Origin of the sequence: Modestobacter sp. VKM Ac-2982, from assembly GCF_026967935.1 — a bacterium.
Taxonomy (GTDB): Bacteria; Actinomycetota; Actinomycetes; order Mycobacteriales; family Geodermatophilaceae; genus Modestobacter.
This window is the reverse complement of sequence record NZ_JAPVBL010000005.1, coordinates 48,264-62,400: the sequence shown is the minus strand read 5'-3', so window position 1 is coordinate 62,400 and position 14,137 is coordinate 48,264. Positions and strand designations below refer to the sequence as shown.

Annotated in this window: 14 protein-coding genes; 4 read left to right on the top strand and 10 right to left on the bottom strand. The window is 74.3% G+C overall.

Annotated features, from left to right (window positions below; all coding sequences use genetic code 11):
- The 3 genes from O2W20_RS17675 to O2W20_RS17665 are packed head-to-tail and all read right to left on the bottom strand — an operon-like array spanning position 1 to position 3,138.
- Positions 1-765 (bottom strand): sulfite exporter TauE/SafE family protein, encoded by a 765-nt coding sequence (locus tag O2W20_RS17675; protein ID WP_269171858.1) that lies wholly within the window; start codon positions 763-765, stop codon positions 1-3.
- Positions 762-1,550 (bottom strand): sulfite exporter TauE/SafE family protein, encoded by a 789-nt coding sequence (locus O2W20_RS17670; RefSeq protein WP_269171859.1) that lies wholly within the window; start codon positions 1,548-1,550, stop codon positions 762-764. The genes O2W20_RS17675 and O2W20_RS17670 overlap by 4 nt, the downstream gene beginning before the upstream one ends.
- 55 nt (positions 1,551-1,605) lie before the next feature.
- Positions 1,606-3,138 carry a GGDEF domain-containing protein gene (locus tag O2W20_RS17665; protein WP_269171860.1) on the bottom strand — a complete coding sequence of 511 codons (1,533 nt, stop codon included), beginning with the start codon at positions 3,136-3,138 and terminating at the stop codon, positions 1,606-1,608.
- Positions 3,139-3,302: 164 nt separating this feature from the next.
- Here O2W20_RS17665 and O2W20_RS17660 point away from each other — a divergent pair, with 164 nt between their 5' ends.
- Positions 3,303-3,866, top strand: coding sequence for a hypothetical protein (locus O2W20_RS17660; RefSeq protein WP_269171861.1), 564 nt, complete (start codon positions 3,303-3,305; stop codon positions 3,864-3,866).
- An 18-nt stretch (positions 3,867-3,884) separates the two neighbouring features.
- Here the strand turns inward: O2W20_RS17660 and O2W20_RS17655 are convergent, their stop codons facing one another.
- On the bottom strand, positions 3,885-6,506 hold the full coding sequence (locus tag O2W20_RS17655; RefSeq protein WP_269171862.1) for a DEAD/DEAH box helicase: 2,622 nt from the start codon (positions 6,504-6,506) through the stop codon (positions 3,885-3,887).
- A gap of 453 nt (positions 6,507-6,959) precedes the next feature.
- Between O2W20_RS17655 and O2W20_RS17650 the strand changes: the two genes are divergently transcribed.
- Positions 6,960-7,817 (top strand): SDR family oxidoreductase, encoded by an 858-nt coding sequence (locus O2W20_RS17650; protein WP_269171863.1) that lies wholly within the window; start codon positions 6,960-6,962, stop codon positions 7,815-7,817.
- 119 nt (positions 7,818-7,936) lie between these two features.
- Here the strand turns inward: O2W20_RS17650 and mmuM are convergent, their stop codons facing one another.
- Positions 7,937-8,854 carry a homocysteine S-methyltransferase gene (gene mmuM / locus O2W20_RS17645; RefSeq protein ID WP_269171864.1) on the bottom strand — a complete coding sequence of 306 codons (918 nt, stop codon included), beginning with the start codon at positions 8,852-8,854 and terminating at the stop codon, positions 7,937-7,939.
- Positions 8,851-9,774 (bottom strand): helix-turn-helix transcriptional regulator, encoded by a 924-nt coding sequence (locus O2W20_RS17640; protein WP_269171865.1) that lies wholly within the window; start codon positions 9,772-9,774, stop codon positions 8,851-8,853. The genes mmuM and O2W20_RS17640 overlap by 4 nt, the downstream gene beginning before the upstream one ends.
- A gap of 200 nt (positions 9,775-9,974) precedes the next feature.
- Here O2W20_RS17640 and O2W20_RS17635 point away from each other — a divergent pair, with 200 nt between their 5' ends.
- On the top strand, positions 9,975-10,832 hold the full coding sequence (locus O2W20_RS17635) for an SDR family NAD(P)-dependent oxidoreductase (protein WP_269171866.1): 858 nt from the start codon (positions 9,975-9,977) through the stop codon (positions 10,830-10,832).
- A 49-nt stretch (positions 10,833-10,881) separates the two neighbouring features.
- Here O2W20_RS17635 and O2W20_RS17630 read toward each other — a convergent pair whose 3' ends face one another.
- Together O2W20_RS17630 and O2W20_RS17625 are read right to left on the bottom strand one after the other, a co-directional pair.
- Positions 10,882-11,652: a hypothetical protein gene (locus O2W20_RS17630; RefSeq protein WP_269171867.1), complete on the bottom strand. Its 771-nt coding sequence runs from the start codon at positions 11,650-11,652 to the stop codon at positions 10,882-10,884.
- Positions 11,653-11,795: 143 nt separating this feature from the next.
- Positions 11,796-12,290, bottom strand: coding sequence for a SixA phosphatase family protein (locus O2W20_RS17625; RefSeq protein WP_269171868.1), 495 nt, complete (start codon positions 12,288-12,290; stop codon positions 11,796-11,798).
- Positions 12,291-12,358: 68 nt separating this feature from the next.
- On the opposite strand from O2W20_RS17625, the gene arfB reads away from it, so the two are divergent.
- Positions 12,359-12,796 (top strand): alternative ribosome rescue aminoacyl-tRNA hydrolase ArfB, encoded by a 438-nt coding sequence (arfB, locus tag O2W20_RS17620; RefSeq protein WP_269171869.1) that lies wholly within the window; start codon positions 12,359-12,361, stop codon positions 12,794-12,796.
- Between the two features lie 193 nt (positions 12,797-12,989).
- Here arfB and O2W20_RS17615 read toward each other — a convergent pair whose 3' ends face one another.
- Positions 12,990-13,724 carry a GntR family transcriptional regulator gene (locus tag O2W20_RS17615; RefSeq protein ID WP_269171870.1) on the bottom strand — a complete coding sequence of 245 codons (735 nt, stop codon included), beginning with the start codon at positions 13,722-13,724 and terminating at the stop codon, positions 12,990-12,992.
- A complete protein-coding gene (locus tag O2W20_RS17610; protein ID WP_269171871.1) occupies positions 13,721-14,134 on the bottom strand; it encodes an allophanate hydrolase-related protein in 414 nt (137 codons plus the stop codon). Before O2W20_RS17610 ends, O2W20_RS17615 begins: the two co-directional genes overlap by 4 nt.
- Positions 14,135-14,137 lie beyond the last annotated feature (3 nt).

Below are 14,137 nucleotides of genomic sequence, written 5' to 3'. Positions count from 1 at the left end.
TCAACTGAAGGCGTCGAACCCGAGCCGGACGGCGAGGGCCAGCCCGGCCGCGGCGATGAGCCGGCGCAGCAGCGTCTGCGGCACCCGACGCACCACCCGCGGGCCGAGTCGGCCGCCGAGCAGGAAGCCGATGGCCAGGGGGAGAGCGGCCAGCCACGCGACGTCGGCGAAGAAGGCGTAGCCCAGCGCGGCCACCCCGTTGGCCAGGGCCAGGACGACGTTCTTCAGCGCGTTGCTGCGCGGCACGCCCTCGCCGGTGGCCAGGAGGTACACCGCCAGCAGCAGCACCCCGGCGGCAGCCCCGAAGTACCCGGCGTAGACGGAGGCGGCGAAGGTGCCCAGGACCAGGCCCCAGTGGTCGCGAGCCGGCCGCCCCGTCGCCCCCTCGGCGGCCAGCTCCCGGGGCGGCCGCTGGACCAGGATGGCGACGGCCGCTCCGGCGATGAGGAAGGGCACCAGCTTCTCGAACGCCCCGCTCGGGGTGGACAGCAGCAGCACCGCCCCGACCACGCCGCCGAGCAGTCCGACAGGCCCGAGCCGGAGGAGCCGGGCGCGCTGACCGGTCAGCTCCGGTCGCGATGCGCTCACTGCGCCGACCCCGCTGAGCACCAGGGCCACGGTGTTGGTCACGTTGGCCGCCACCGGCGTCAGGCCGGTGGCCAGCAGCGCGGGGTAGCTGATCAGCGAGGCCAGGCCGGCGATGCTGCCGATCAGCCCGGCCCCCAGGCCGGTCAGCACGAGGAGCCCGAACTCCAGCACGCTCATCGGCGCAGCAGCACCCAGATGGCGGTCACCCCGAGCACCACGATCGCGCTGCGCAGCAGCGCCGGGGGCAGCCGCCGGCCCAGCGTCGACCCGACGTACCCGCCGACCAGCGCGCCGCCGGCCACGAGCGCGGCCGCTCCCCAGTCGATCCGCTCCGTCGCCACGACCACGTAGGCCAACGCCGCCACGGCGTTGACGGCGAGGGTCAGCACGTTCTTGATCGCGTTGAGCCGGTGCAGCGGCTCGCGGAGCAGCAGCCCGAAGATGCCGATCTGGAGCACGCCCTGGCTCGCGGCGAAGTAGCCGCCGTAGGTGCCGGTCGTGTAGGCGCCGGCGAAGAGCGCAGCCAGCCGGCCACGGCCGATCCCCTGCTCCTCCTCGACGGTGCCCGCCCGGGCCCGCCGGGCGGCCAGCCGGCGCTGCAGCAGGGGCTGGACGGCGACCAGCACGACGGCCAGCCCGACCAGCACCGGCACGATCGCCTCGAAGGCGGAGGCGGGCAGGTGCAGCAGCAGGAAGGCGCCGGTGAGCGCACCCAGCACCGAGGCCGGGAGCAGCTGGAGCAGCAGCCGGCGCTGGCCGTGCAGCTCCCGGCGGTAGCCGATCGCGCCGGTCAGGTTCCCGGGCACCAGGCCCAGGGAGTTGGTGATGGTCGCGGTCACCGGCGGCAGCCCGATGGCCAGCAGCACGGGGAAGGTGACCAGCGTGCCGGAGCCGACGACGGCGTTGATGCCGCCCGCGGCCAGTCCGGCGGCGGCCACCGCGACCATCTCCCACACCGTCATGCCCGCATCGGCGCGAGGGTGTCACAGCGGGCTCGTGTGAGCCCGCGCACGGCGGTCAGGCGCGGGTGAGCGCCCCGGTGGTGACCGGCGGTGCGGAGCCGGCGACCTGCACCCGGTTCTTGCCCGCCGCCTTGGCCGCGTACATCGCCAGGTCGGCCTGCTGCAGGGTGCTGGTCCAGGAGACGCCGGGCAGCACGCAGGCGGCTCCCACGCTCGCGCCCACCTGCGCGGTGCCGACGGCCAGCTGCACCGGCGCGGAGGCCACCTCGACCAGTCGCCGGGCCAGTGCCGCCGCGTCCCCGGCGTCGGCGGCGTGCACCAGGACGGCGAACTCGTCACCACCCAGCCGGGCGCACAGCCCCGGTGCGCGGACGGCGCCGGCCAGCCGGGCGCCAACGGCCCGCAGCAGCTCGTCGCCCGCCGCATGGCCGAGCCGGTCGTTGACCAGCTTGAAGTCGTCCAGGTCGAGGAACAGCACCCACGGTTCGCCGTCGGTGCTGGCCGAGGCCCCTGCCAGGGCGGTGGAGAAGGTGCTGCGGTTGGCCAGGCCGGTGAGGGCATCGGTGCGCGCCTGCACCTCCAGCTCGCGGTGGGCGCTGGTCGACCGCACGGCGAGGGCGGTCTGGTTCACCAGTGACTGGACGAGGGCCACGCCCTCGGGGTGCAGCACGCTGCCGCCCAGCAGGAGGTGCCTGCCCGGCTCGTCCGGCAACGGGATCGCCGCCCAGCAGTGCGCCCCGCCGGCCGCGGTCACGAGCTCCGGCGGGGCCGTGATGGGCCGGGGCTCCTGCGCCGTGGTGGCCTCGGCCAGGCCTGCGGCGGCCGGGGTGCGGTCGATGGTGCCGGGGGGCTGTGGGAGCAGGCCGACCGATCGCTGGACGACCAGGTGTGCCCCGTCGCCCTCGACGACGACCATGGCCAGGCCGGGGGTGATCCGGCAGATCTCCACGGCGGTCTCCCAGCCGCGCTGCCTGATCTGCTCGACGTCGGTGACGCCGAGCAGCTGGATGGTCAGCCGGGCGAGCGTGGCGTCCCAGGCCTGCGCGTGCTGGTGCTGCTGCAGCACCGAGGCGAGGTGTCGGGCGACCACGGCGAGCAGCGGGGCGATCGGCAGGGCGCCGAGCAGCGGGGCGGCCGGGGCCGCCGTGGCGTGCCCGGGGACGGCCTCCCACAGCAGGAGCGCGGCGACCAGGCCGGCGCACTGGGCGGCCGTGTAGGCCCAGGTCTCCCAGGTGCGTCCGTAGACGGCGCGGAACCACAGCGCGGAGAAGGTGACGCCGAGGGCCACGGCCGGCACCGGTGAGGCGAGCGCGAACGCGCAGACGGCGAGGGCGTCGAGGAGGTCCAGGGCGACCGATCCACGGCGTGCCGTGTAACGGTGCAGCCAGGAGGCGGCCAGTGCGGCCACGCACAGCGCGATCACGCTCAGCCGCCAGGCGCCGGCACCCGCCGCGGCACCGAAGGAGGTGAGGACCAGGGAGACCAGGGCGCAGGCGCCGAACAACCAGCGGGTGCGCTCGACCAGGTCGGCAGGGCGACGGAAGACCGTCCGGTGCATCGCCGGTCGCATCGCCGGGGGTGGGGGCATGGCGGTCCTCGTCCTCGAGCCCGGCTCTGCTCGCCGGTGCGTCCACCCAGTTCTTCGGCGTCCGGGGGCAGGACCTGGATCACCCGTCCGGGTCGATCGCGCCGAGCGCTGCCCGCCTGCCCGGGGCCTGGACAGCCCGCACGCAGGTGAGCAGAGTGCGAGCCGTGCCCCGCCACCCGCCCGCGTACCGCTTCGTCACCGTCTGGCGGGTGCCCGGCACGATCGCCGAGGTCCGGGCAGTGCTCAGCGACAGCGCCGCGCTGCCCCGGTGGTGGCCGGCCGTCTACCTCGACGTCGTCCCGGTCGCCGACGGCGGCCCGGACGGCGTGGGGCGCACGGTCGAGGTGTTCACCACGGGCTGGGCGCCGTACACGCTGCGCTGGACGCTGCGGATCACCGAGACGATGACCGACGCCGGGTTCGCCCTCGTCGCGGTCGGGGACCTGGTGGGCAGCGGCCGGTGGACCTTCGCGCAGGAGGGCCCGGAGGTGGTGATCACCTACGACTGGCAGGTGCGTGCGGCCAAGCCGCTGCTGGCCCGGCTCAGCTGGCTGCTGCGGCCGGCGTTCGAGGCCAACCACCGGTGGGCGATGGCCCGCGGTGAGGAGAGCCTGGCCCTGGAGCTCCGTCGCCGGCGCGACCCGGCCGCCGCCGTCCCACCGCCACCCGGCCCGACCTTCCGCCGTCCGGCCCCGTCCAGAGGCTCGTCCCGAGCTCGCGAGGGATGAGGAGGACGGGGTCCTTGCTCAGTCCTTGCGGCCGGCGTCGAGCAGGCGCATGACCAGCACGCCCTCCTCGTCGGAGGCGTCCAGGTCGATCTCGGCGTCGAAGCCCCAGTCGTGGTCCCCGGCCGGGTCGTCGAGGATCTGCCGCACCTGCCACAGCCGCGGCTCGGACTTGTCCACGATCAGCAGCGCCGGGCCGCGGGCGTCGCCGCCGGTGTTGAGGTCGGCGTGCTCGGCGAAGTAGGCCTGGACCACCTCGCCCCACCGGTCGGCGTCCCACCCAGCGGCGGAGTCCAGCTCGCCGAGGTCGTACCAGCGCCGCCGGGCGATGAGCTCGACCCGGCGGAACAGCGCGTTGCGGATCATCGCGGTGAACGCCCGCTCGTTGCCGGTCAGCGGCCGCGGCCGGGCCGGGACGGCGACCGGGGCGTCCAGCGGCTGGTCGGCGCTGGTCAGCTGCTCCCACTCGTCCAGCAGCGAGGAGTCGACCTGGCGCACCAGCTCGCCCAGCCACTCGACCATGTCGGTGACCTCCTCGGTGCGGGCGTCGGCGGGCACGCCGGACCGCAGCGCCTTGAACGCGTCGGACAGGTAGCGCAGCACCGCCCCCTCGGAGCGGGTGAGCCCGTAGTGGTTCACCAGCTCCCGGAACGTCATCGCCTGCTCCCACATGTCCCGGACCACGGACTTGGGGGAGAGCTGCGCGTCGCGCGCCCACGGGTTGCCGGCGGAGTAGACCTCGAACGCGTGGTCGAGCAGCTCCTCCAGCGGCTTGGGGTAGGTGATCTCCTCGAGCAGCTCCATCCGCTCCTCGTACTCGATCCCCTCGGCCTTCATCTGGGCCACGGCCTCGCCCTTGGCCTTGTTCAGCTGCGCGGAGATGATCTGGCGCGGGTCGTCCAGCGTCGCCTCGATCACCGAGACGACGTCCAGGGCGTAGGTGTCGTTGCCCTCGGCGTCCGGGCCGGGGGTGAGCAGCCCGATGGCGGCCAGCGCGAAGGTCGACAACGGCTGGTTGAGCTGGAAGTCCGGCGGCAGGTCCAGCGTCAGCCGGTAGCGGCGGCCGTCGGGCTCGGGGACCTCGAGCCGCTCGATCACCCCGGCGGTGATCAGCGACCGGGCGATGCCGATCACCTCGCGGACGTGCTTGAGCTGCCGCGACCGGGGCTCGTCGTTGTCGGTGAGCAGGTGCCGCATGGCCGCCACCGGGTCGCCCGGCCGGGCCAGCACGTTGAGCACCATCCCGGTCGACACCCGGAAGTGGCTGCTCAGCGGCTCGGGAGCGGCGTTGATCAGCCGCTGCTGGGTCGACTCGCTCCACGGGACCATGCCCTCGGGGACCTTGCGGCGCACCAGCTTGCGGCGCTTCTTCGGGTCGTCGGCGACCTTCGCGAACTGCTTGAGGTTCTCCACCTCGTGCTCGGGCGCCTGGACGACGACGGTGCCGGCGGTGTCGTAGCCGGCCCGCCCCGCCCGCCCGGCGATCTGGTGGAACTCCCGGGCGTTGAGCAGCCGCGTGCGGGTGCCGTCGTACTTGCTCAGCGCGGAGAACACCACCGTGCGGATCGGTACGTTGATGCCGACCCCGAGGGTGTCGGTGCCGCAGATGACCTTGAGCAGCCCGGCCTGGGCCAGTTGCTCCACCAGTCGCCGGTACTTGGGCAGCATCCCGGCGTGGTGGACGCCGATGCCGTGCCGCACCAGCCGGGACAGCGTCGTCCCGAAGGCGGAGGAGAACCGGAAGCCGCCGATCAGGTCGGCGATCGCCTGCTTCTGCTCCTTGGTGGAGACGTTCACGCTCATCAGCGCCTGGGCGCGCTCCAGCGCCGAGGCCTGGGTGAAGTGGACGACGTAGACCGGCGCCTGCCGGGTGTCCAGCAGCTCCTGGATCGTCTCGTGCATCGGCGTCGTCGCGTAGTAGTGGTGCAGCGGCACCGGCCGCTCGGCGTGGGCGACCAGCGCGGTGGGCCGGCCGGTGCGCCGGGTGAGGTCCTCCTGGAGGGAGGTGACGTCGCCGAGGGTGGCGCTCATCAGCAGGAACTGCGCCTTCGGCAGCTCGATCAGCGGCACCTGCCAGGCCCACCCGCGGTCGGGGTCGCCGTAGAAGTGGAACTCGTCCATCACCACCAGGCCGATGTCGGCGTCCGGCCCCTCGCGCAGCGCGATGTTGGCCAGCACCTCGGCGGTGCAGGCGATGATCGGGGCATCGGCGTTGACGCTCGCGTCGCCGGTGAGCATGCCGACGTTCTCCGCGCCGAAGACGCCGCACAGGGCGAAGAACTTCTCGCTCACCAGCGCCTTGATCGGCGCGGTGTAGAAGCTCACCCGGTCGGTGGCGAGTGCGGCGTACTGGGCGCCGGTGGCCACCAGCGACTTGCCCGACCCGGTCGGGGTGGCGAGGACGACGTTGGCGCCGCTGACCAGCTCGATCAGCGCCTCCTCCTGCGCCGGGTACAGCGTCGTGCCCGACGCCTGCGCCCACTCGGCGAACCGGGTGAACACCGCGTCCGGGTCGTCGCCCAGGGCGAACAGCGACGAGAGGTCGCCGGGGTCGGCGATCAGCGGCGGTGCGTCCGGTGAGGGCAGCGCAGCGGCGGGGGAGTCGGCCGGGGTCGAGTCGGTACCGGCAGGAGAGAGCGTCATCGTGAGGAACAGCGTGCCCGACGCCCCGGACGTTCCCGCACGGACGCCGCCGGCCCTCGTCCCCGTGCGGTTCAGGTCACAGTTCGGTCACGACTGCTCCGTGCGGGAGTGGGCCAGGTGGATCCTGGTCACCGGGTGAACAACAGGTGAACGGAAGGTGGAGCGGACATGCGTGAGAGTCGTTGCCCGGAGTGTCGTTGGGTGCCCGTCGTGGACGGTGCCGGCCGTCGTCACCTGGAGATGCGGTGGGACCGTCCGGGCAGCGCCGTCGTGGCGTTCCCCGGCGCCGGCATGACCAGCCGGGCTGCCTGACGGTCGAAGAGGTCCGGTTCGTCGTTCCGCCGCAGGGGTAGGCGCGAGCACGACGCGGCACCGGGCCGGCGCGGAGGATGCACCGGCTGCGTGAGCAGAGCGCTGGGGTGCCGCCGCCCGGACCTTGCAGGAGGAACCACCGTGACCTCGCCCCGCCCCGAGTCGCAGCCCGAGCAGCAGCAGACGCCGCCCGGAACGCTCGGTCAGATGGACCCCAAGCCCGACCACGGCGAGGAGAGCTACCGCGGCTCCGGGAAGCTGACCGGGAAGCGCGCCGTGATCACCGGCGGCGACAGCGGCATCGGCCGCGCGGTCGCCATCGCCTTCGCACGGGAGGGCGCCGACGTCCTGATCGCCTACCTCGACGAGCACGAGGACGCGCAGGAGACCGCGAAGTACGTCGAGGACGCCGGCCGGAAGTGCGTGCTGGTGCCCGGGGACCTCGCCGACCGGGCCCACCAGAAGACGATCATCCCCAAGGCCCTCGAGGAGCTGGGCGGGATCGACGTCCTGGTCAACAACGCGGCCTTCCAGATGAGCCACGAGTCCCTGGACGAGATCACCGACGACGAGTGGGACCACACCGTCGCGCTGAACCTCACCGCGATGTTCACTCTGATCCGCGACGCCGTGCCGCACATGCAGCCGGGCGCGTCGATCATCAACTCCTCGTCGGTGAACTCGGACAACCCGAGCCCCACCCTGGCGCCCTACGCGATGACCAAGGCCGGCATCGCCAACTTCACCGCCAGCATGGCCCAGCTGCTGGGGGAGAAGGGCATCCGCGCCAACAGCGTGGCGCCCGGCCCGGTGTGGACGCCGCTGATCCCCTCGACGATGCCGCCGGAGAAGGTCGCCGCCTTCGGGGGCGACACGCCCCTGGGCCGCGCCGGACAGCCGGCCGAGCTGGCGCCGGTCTACGTGCTGCTGGCCAGCGACGAGTCCAGCTACGTCTCCGGGGCCCGGGTCGCCGTCACCGGCGGCCGGCCGATCCTCTGACCCGGTGGTCTTCGTCCGGGGCTGGGGCTGGGTGCCTGAGAGCTGACCGGGCCTCCGGCCAGTGAGCAGTTCCGGTCGCTGACGACGGCGTGTCCGCGCGTGTCGGCGACCGGTACTGCTCACTCGCGGGGGAGTGGGACGGCGTCGGCGATCGCGCGGACGTCGTCCGGTCGCACCCGGCAGCAGCCACCGACGAGCCGGGCGCCGGCGGCCAGCCACCCTGACACGTCGCCGACCCCCGGCTCGCCGGTCCACCGGCGGGCGGCGGCGTCCCACACCTCGCCGCTGTTCGGGCAGGCCACCACCGGCTTCCCACTGGCGGCCGCAGCCACCTCCACCGCGGCGGCGACACCGGCCGGGTCGGTGCAGTTGACCCCGACGGCGACGACCTCCTCGACGTCCCGGGCCATCGCGCAGACCTCGGCCAGCGCCTCGCCGCGGCGGGTGCGCACGACGCCGTCCGGGCCGGTCGCCGAGGTCAGGGACAGCCAGGCGGGGACGCCGAGCGCGGCCAGCTCCGCCAGCAGCGCCTCGACCTCCGCGGCCGCGGGCAGCGTCTCGCAGGCCAGGACGTCCGCGCCGGCCTCGGCCAGCACGGCCAGCCGCGGCCGGTGGAACGCCCGCAGCTCGGCGACGGAGACGCGTTCGACGTAGTCACCGGTGTACTCCGAGCCGTCGGCCAGGAACGCGCCGTACGGGCCGACCGAGGCGGCCACCCAGCCGTCCCGGCCGGCCTGAGCCAGGCCGTCGCGGGCCAGCTGCACCGAGCGGGCCATCAGCGTGCGGGCCTCCGCCTCGTCGATGCCGGCGGCGGCGAAACCGGGGAAGGACGCCTGGTAGCTGGCGGTGGTGGCGACCTGGGCGCCCGCGCTCGCGAAGGAGGCGTGCGCGGCGACGACGGCCTCCGGGTCGTCGCGCAGCAACCGGGCCGACCAGAGCGAGGAGGTGACGTCGTGCCCGCGGAACTCGAGCTCGGTGGAGAGGCCGCCGTCGGCCACGACGACCCCGGTGCGGAGTGCCTCGGCGAGGGGGGTCACGCCGCCGGCCCCCGCGCGCCGGGCGCGCCGGGTGGGACGACGCGGTCGTCGCCACCCGGTGGCACACGGCCGGTGCGCGCCCGCTGCTGCGCCGTCCAGGAGGCCAGCAGCCGCATGCCGTCGTGCGAGGCACTGCCCGGTTCGGTGCTGTAGACGAACATCGTCTGGTCGGGGTCACCGGGCAGGGCGAGGGCCTCGTAGTGGATGACCACCGAGCCGATCGCCGGGTGTCGCATCCGCTTGGTGCCGTGGGTGCGCTCGTGCACTCGCCGGTCCTGCCACCAGCCGCGGAACTCCGGGCTCTTGATCGACAGCTCGCCGACGAGGCGCTCGAGCAGCGGGTCGTCGGGGTGGCGGCCCGCGTCCAGGCGCAGACTGCCGACGGCGTCGGCGGCCACGGCCGCCCAGTCCTCGTACGTCTCCCGGGCAGCGGGGTCCAGCAGCAGCCACCGGGTGTAGTTGCGGTGCCGGGCCGGGAGCGCGTCCCAGTCGGTGATCAGCGCTCGGGCCAGGGGGTTGGCGGCGAGCACGTCGGTGCGCCGGCCGATCAGGAAGGCCGGGTGGTCGACGAGCGAGTCGAGCATCTGGTGCACGGCGGGCCGCACACGCTGGGCCTGCTGCTGCTCGGGCCGGCCGCGCCCCGGCCGGGCGAGATCGGCCAGGTGGAGGTGCGCGGCGGCGTCGAGCCGCAGCGCCCGGGCGAGCGCGTCGACGACCGCTGGGGACGGGCTGGCGTGCCGCCCCTGCTCCAGCCGCGTGTAGTAGTCCACGCTCACCCCGGCCAGGTGCGCGACCTCCTCGCGACGCAGCCCGCGGACCCGCCGGCCGGACGGGACGGCGTCGTCCAGCCCGATGCGCTCCGGCGTCACGTTGGCGCGGCGGCTGCGGAGGAACTCGCCGAGCTCGGTGCGTCCTGCCATGCCGCCAGTGTGCCGCCCGCGGGGCCGGCCGGCGCCCGCCTGGGTGGGCACGCCGTGCCCCGGCAGGCCGTTCCCGGTCCGCGCTGGGCCTGCTGGCCGCCTCCGCGGCGGCCGCCCGGACAGCAGGCTCGTCGGTGTCCCGGATCGAGCAGCGGTCGTGACCGGGGCGCTGTCGTCCGCACCCCCGAGAAGGAGATCCCGTGTCCTCGTCCCTCCCCGCCCCCGCCACCTGGTTCGTCACCGGCACCTCGCGCGGCCTCGGCCTGGAGCTGGTGCGGCAGCTGCTGCAGCGCGGCGACAACGTCACCGCGACCACCCGGTCGATCGAGCGCCTCTCCGCCGCCCTCGGCGCCGTGGACACCAGGCGCCTGCTCCCCGTCGAGCTCGACCTCACCGACGAGCAGGCGGTCGCCGACGCGGTCCGCCGCACGACCGATCGCTTCGATGCACTCGACGTCGTGGTCAACAACGCCGGCTACGGCTTCCTCGCCGCCGTCGAGGAGGTCACCGACGCGGAGGCGCGGGAGATGTTCGACGTACAGGTCTTCGGCGTCTGGAACGTGCTGCGCGCCGTGCTGCCGCTGTTCCGCGCCCGTCGCGGGGGCCACGTCATCAACGTCTCGTCCATCCTCGGTCTGACGGCCTTCCCGGGCTGGGGCCTCTACTGCGCCGGCAAGTACGCCCTCGAGGGCCTGACCGAGTCCCTCGCTGCGGAGGTGGCCGAGGACGGCGTCCAGGTGCACCTCGTGGAGCCCGGCTACCTGCGGACCGACTTCCTGCGGCCCTCCTCGCTCGGCCTCCCGACCAGCCCGAGAGAGGGGTACGGCGCGATCCGGGAGATGACCGAGGCCCACCTGGCGATGCCCGGCACTCAGCTGGGGGACCCGGCCAAGGCCGCTCGGGCGGTCATCACCGTCGTCACGTCCGAGGACGCGCCCCTGCACCAGCTCCTCGGATCGGACTCCTACGGCCTGGCGCGCGCCAGGATCGAGGCGCTGAGCGCCGACATCGAGGCCTCTCGGGAGCTGGCGCGCACGACCGACGTCGCGCCGGTGTGACGACCGCCGGCCCGTCCGGCGCAGCGGGCCGTCCCGCTGCGCCGGACGGTCACCGGGAGCGGTGCCGCCGGTCGGCCGCCACGAAGGCGACGGCCAGGGCCAGCGGGGCGGCGGCGGCGATGCCGGTCACCGCCAGGACGTCGGCCAGGCCGGCCGTCGACCGGGCGGAGGAGGACAACAGGGCCCAGCCCAGGCCGCACAGCGGCACGGTGACCAGCCCGGTGCCCAGGGCCAGCCGGACCCGGGCAGCCCGCCCGTCGTGCCGGGCGACGAACCCCGCGAGGACGGCGGGCACCGCGATCACGGCACAGCGCGCCACGACGTCACCCGGGCCCGCCACGCCGGCGAACGAGGCCAGCGAGACGGTGGCGGCCAGCGAGACCACGGCCGAGCCGCCCAGCAGCGCCCACCACGTCTGGACGGCGGTGGCCGAGCGCAGCGTCGCCGCCGGCCGCGTCAACCGGCCGGCGGCCCAGACGCACAGCGCGGTGGCGAGCACCAGGAAGGTGACCAACGACTGCGGGACGTCGGTGACCGACCCGCCGGCCCGGGTGGGCAGCTCCCACGGCTGCCGGCCCAGCAGGGCGAGGAGGACGGTCAGCGCTGCACCCACCGCGGCCAGTCCGGCCGGGTGCAGCGGGCGCGCGGTGGTCTCCGCGGCGACCCGGGCGTCGAGGGTCTCGGCGCGGCGGAGCAGGTCGGCGAACACCGCGTTCTCGGGCTCCGCGTGCCGGCGGCCGGCCGGCGGGGCGTCCTCGACGAGGGGCTCCACCGCGTTGCCGGTCACCAGGTGCAGCCGGGGCGAGGCGTCCTGAGTCACCCGCTCAGCGTCACACCCGGTGACCGACCCGGCCAGGTGAGTCGGTGGGCTTCAGCCGACCGGGCGACAACCGGGTCGCCCGGTGCCGGTGGCGGCGCCCCTCGGACCGGGTCGTTCACCCGACCGGTGGCCCCCTGTGACGCTCAGTCGCTGCCCGGGACCGCGAACGCGGACAGCCGTGCGCTGCCGGGGCCGACGGCGGCGAACGGCGTGCTCAGGTCGAGGACGGCCACCCCGCCGGCCGGGAACCCGCTCGCGGAGCCGCTCCGGGCCGCGTCGTCCCCCTGCCCGTCGTCGAGCAGCGCGGCGAGCACGCTGATCGACGGGTTGTGGCCGACGACCGCCAGCTGGTCCACCTCGTCGGGGGTCTCGCGCACGACCTGCAACAGCGCCTCGACCGTGTTGCCCTGGACCCGCGGGTCCAGGACGGGCGTCACCCCGCCGGCCCGCTCCCAGGTCTGGACCGTCCGGCGGGCGGGGGAGACCAGCGCCCGCGCCGGTGCCACCCCGTTGTCGGCGAGCCAGACGCCGATCGCGGTGGCCCGGTGGGCGCCTGCGTCGGTGAGGGGGCGGTCGGCGTCGACGGCGGCGGAGCCCGCCTCGGCGTGGCGGACGAGCACGAGGCGGCGGGTCGGCACCGCCCGAGTCTGGCACCGGAGCGGGAACTCGGTCGTGGCGGCGTCCGCCGTCCGGGAGACTGGGCGACGTGGCTGGAGACGATGCGTTCGGCGACCTGCCGGTGAGTGACCGCTTGGTCGTCCCGGCCGGGGCGCTGTCGTGGCGGTTCTCCCGGTCCTCGGGGCCTGGTGGGCAGGGGGTGAACACCGCCGACTCCCGGGTGGAGCTGGCGGTGTCGCCGCTGGAGCTGCCCGGGCTCACCGAGACCCAGCGGCGGCGGCTGGTCGAGCGGCTCGGCGACCGGCTGGTCGACGGCGTGCTGACCATCGCCGCCAGCGAGCACCGGCAGCAGCTGCGCAACCGGGAGGCCGCCCGGGCGAGGCTGGCCGCGCTCCTCCGCGGGGCGATCGCGCCCCCGCCGGCGGCCCGGCGGAAGACCAAGCCGACCCGCGGCTCCAAGGAACGGCGGATCACCGCGAAGAAGCAGCGCGGGGAGACCAAGCGGCTGCGCGGCCGGTGGGACTGATCATCTCAGCCCCGCCTTTGCTCGAGCACGACCAGGACCGGTCCCCACGCCGCCCGATCGCGTTCACGCATCGACCATGCGGTCGAACGAGTCTCGGGCAGGCGAACCGGACGGCGTGGGCCGACCTGGGTGGTGGAGCTGATGGCGGTCCTGTCCTCCACCACAGGAGTTCGTCGAGGGCGCAGCTGCGCGGTCAGGAGGCCGGTAGCTCTCCTTGGATGCGTCTGCTCCGGTCAGCGTCGGCGGCCCCGCGGTTGCAGTGTTCCGCAGCCGCTGCGACAGCCAGTCCGGCGTCCCCGCTGGAGAGTGCGTCGATCAGACGGCAGTGCTGCTCGTACGGTGGTTCGGCAGGCGCTTCGTTGCCGTAGCTGAGTTCGGCGGACACCTCGAGGGGGAAGCGCAGGTGGTTCTCGATCCACCCGGCCATACGAGAGCTGAAGGCGATCCGGTAGATGGAGGCGTGCAGGGACTCGTGGACCTCACTGAACTCCGGGGACGCAACTCCGTGCCGCTCGATGGTCGTCCGCATCAACTCGAGCAGTTGGCGTGGTTCAGCCCACTGGCCCGGTTTCGCGCGCTCGCAGGCCAACCGGGCGGCCAGCTGGTCGAACTGGGCGCGCACCAGGAAGATGTCGGCGATCTCCTCCGGGCCGAAGTCCGCGGAGACGAGACCACCACCAACCGCGCGCTGAGCGAAACCCTCGCTCTCCAGTCGCCCCAGGGCCTCCCGGACGGGCGTCCGGCTCACCTGTAGTCGCTGGGCGATGTCCGTCTCCACCAACCGCGTGCCTGCGCTGATCCGCTGCGTCAGCAGCGCGTGCCGCAGTTGCCGGTAGACGTGCTCGCTGGACAGCTGTCGCCGTTCCGCGAGCCCGGCGAGCCCGGCGAGCCCGGTCGCCCTCCTGGCCGGCTCCGCCGACCCGGTCACGACGTCCTCGAGGCAGCTGCCTGACCGGGCAGGCTGGCCAGGTACTTGCGCCATCCGCCGTGCTCGGTGATGTCGACGAGGTCCTCGTCGGGCACCCGGGTGAGGTCCAGGATCATCGCGCGGACACGACGGCCGTCCTCGAGCTGGATCTCGCCCGGATCCAGTTCCGACGGCTCGCTCGGCAACAGCGACTCGCGCCACACCTCGTCGTCGATGGCGTACACCTCGCCGATGATCGCGCTTCCCTCGTCCGACGCCACCAGCCCGGGGAACTCGTCCCGAACGGAATAGAAGCGATACCTGGACGCGGTCCGGGCCGGGCCCACGAACGTCGCCCCGGAGATCCGCTCGTGGTCGGCTCCACCGCTCATCGCCGTGCCGTTGAGGAACATCAGAGTCCGGCTCTCCACGTG

Coding starts and splice junctions, on each gene's coding strand:
- O2W20_RS17675 (WP_269171858.1), bottom strand. CDS start 765: ATGAGCGTGCTGGAGTTCGGGCTCCTCGTGCTGACCGGCCTGGGGGCC.
- O2W20_RS17670 (WP_269171859.1), bottom strand. CDS start 1,550: ATGACGGTGTGGGAGATGGTCGCGGTGGCCGCCGCCGGACTGGCCGCG.
- O2W20_RS17665 (WP_269171860.1), bottom strand. CDS start 3,138: ATGCCCCCACCCCCGGCGATGCGACCGGCGATGCACCGGACGGTCTTC.
- O2W20_RS17655 (WP_269171862.1), bottom strand. CDS start 6,506: ATGACGCTCTCTCCTGCCGGTACCGACTCGACCCCGGCCGACTCCCCC.
- O2W20_RS17640 (WP_269171865.1), bottom strand. CDS start 9,774: ATGGCAGGACGCACCGAGCTCGGCGAGTTCCTCCGCAGCCGCCGCGCC.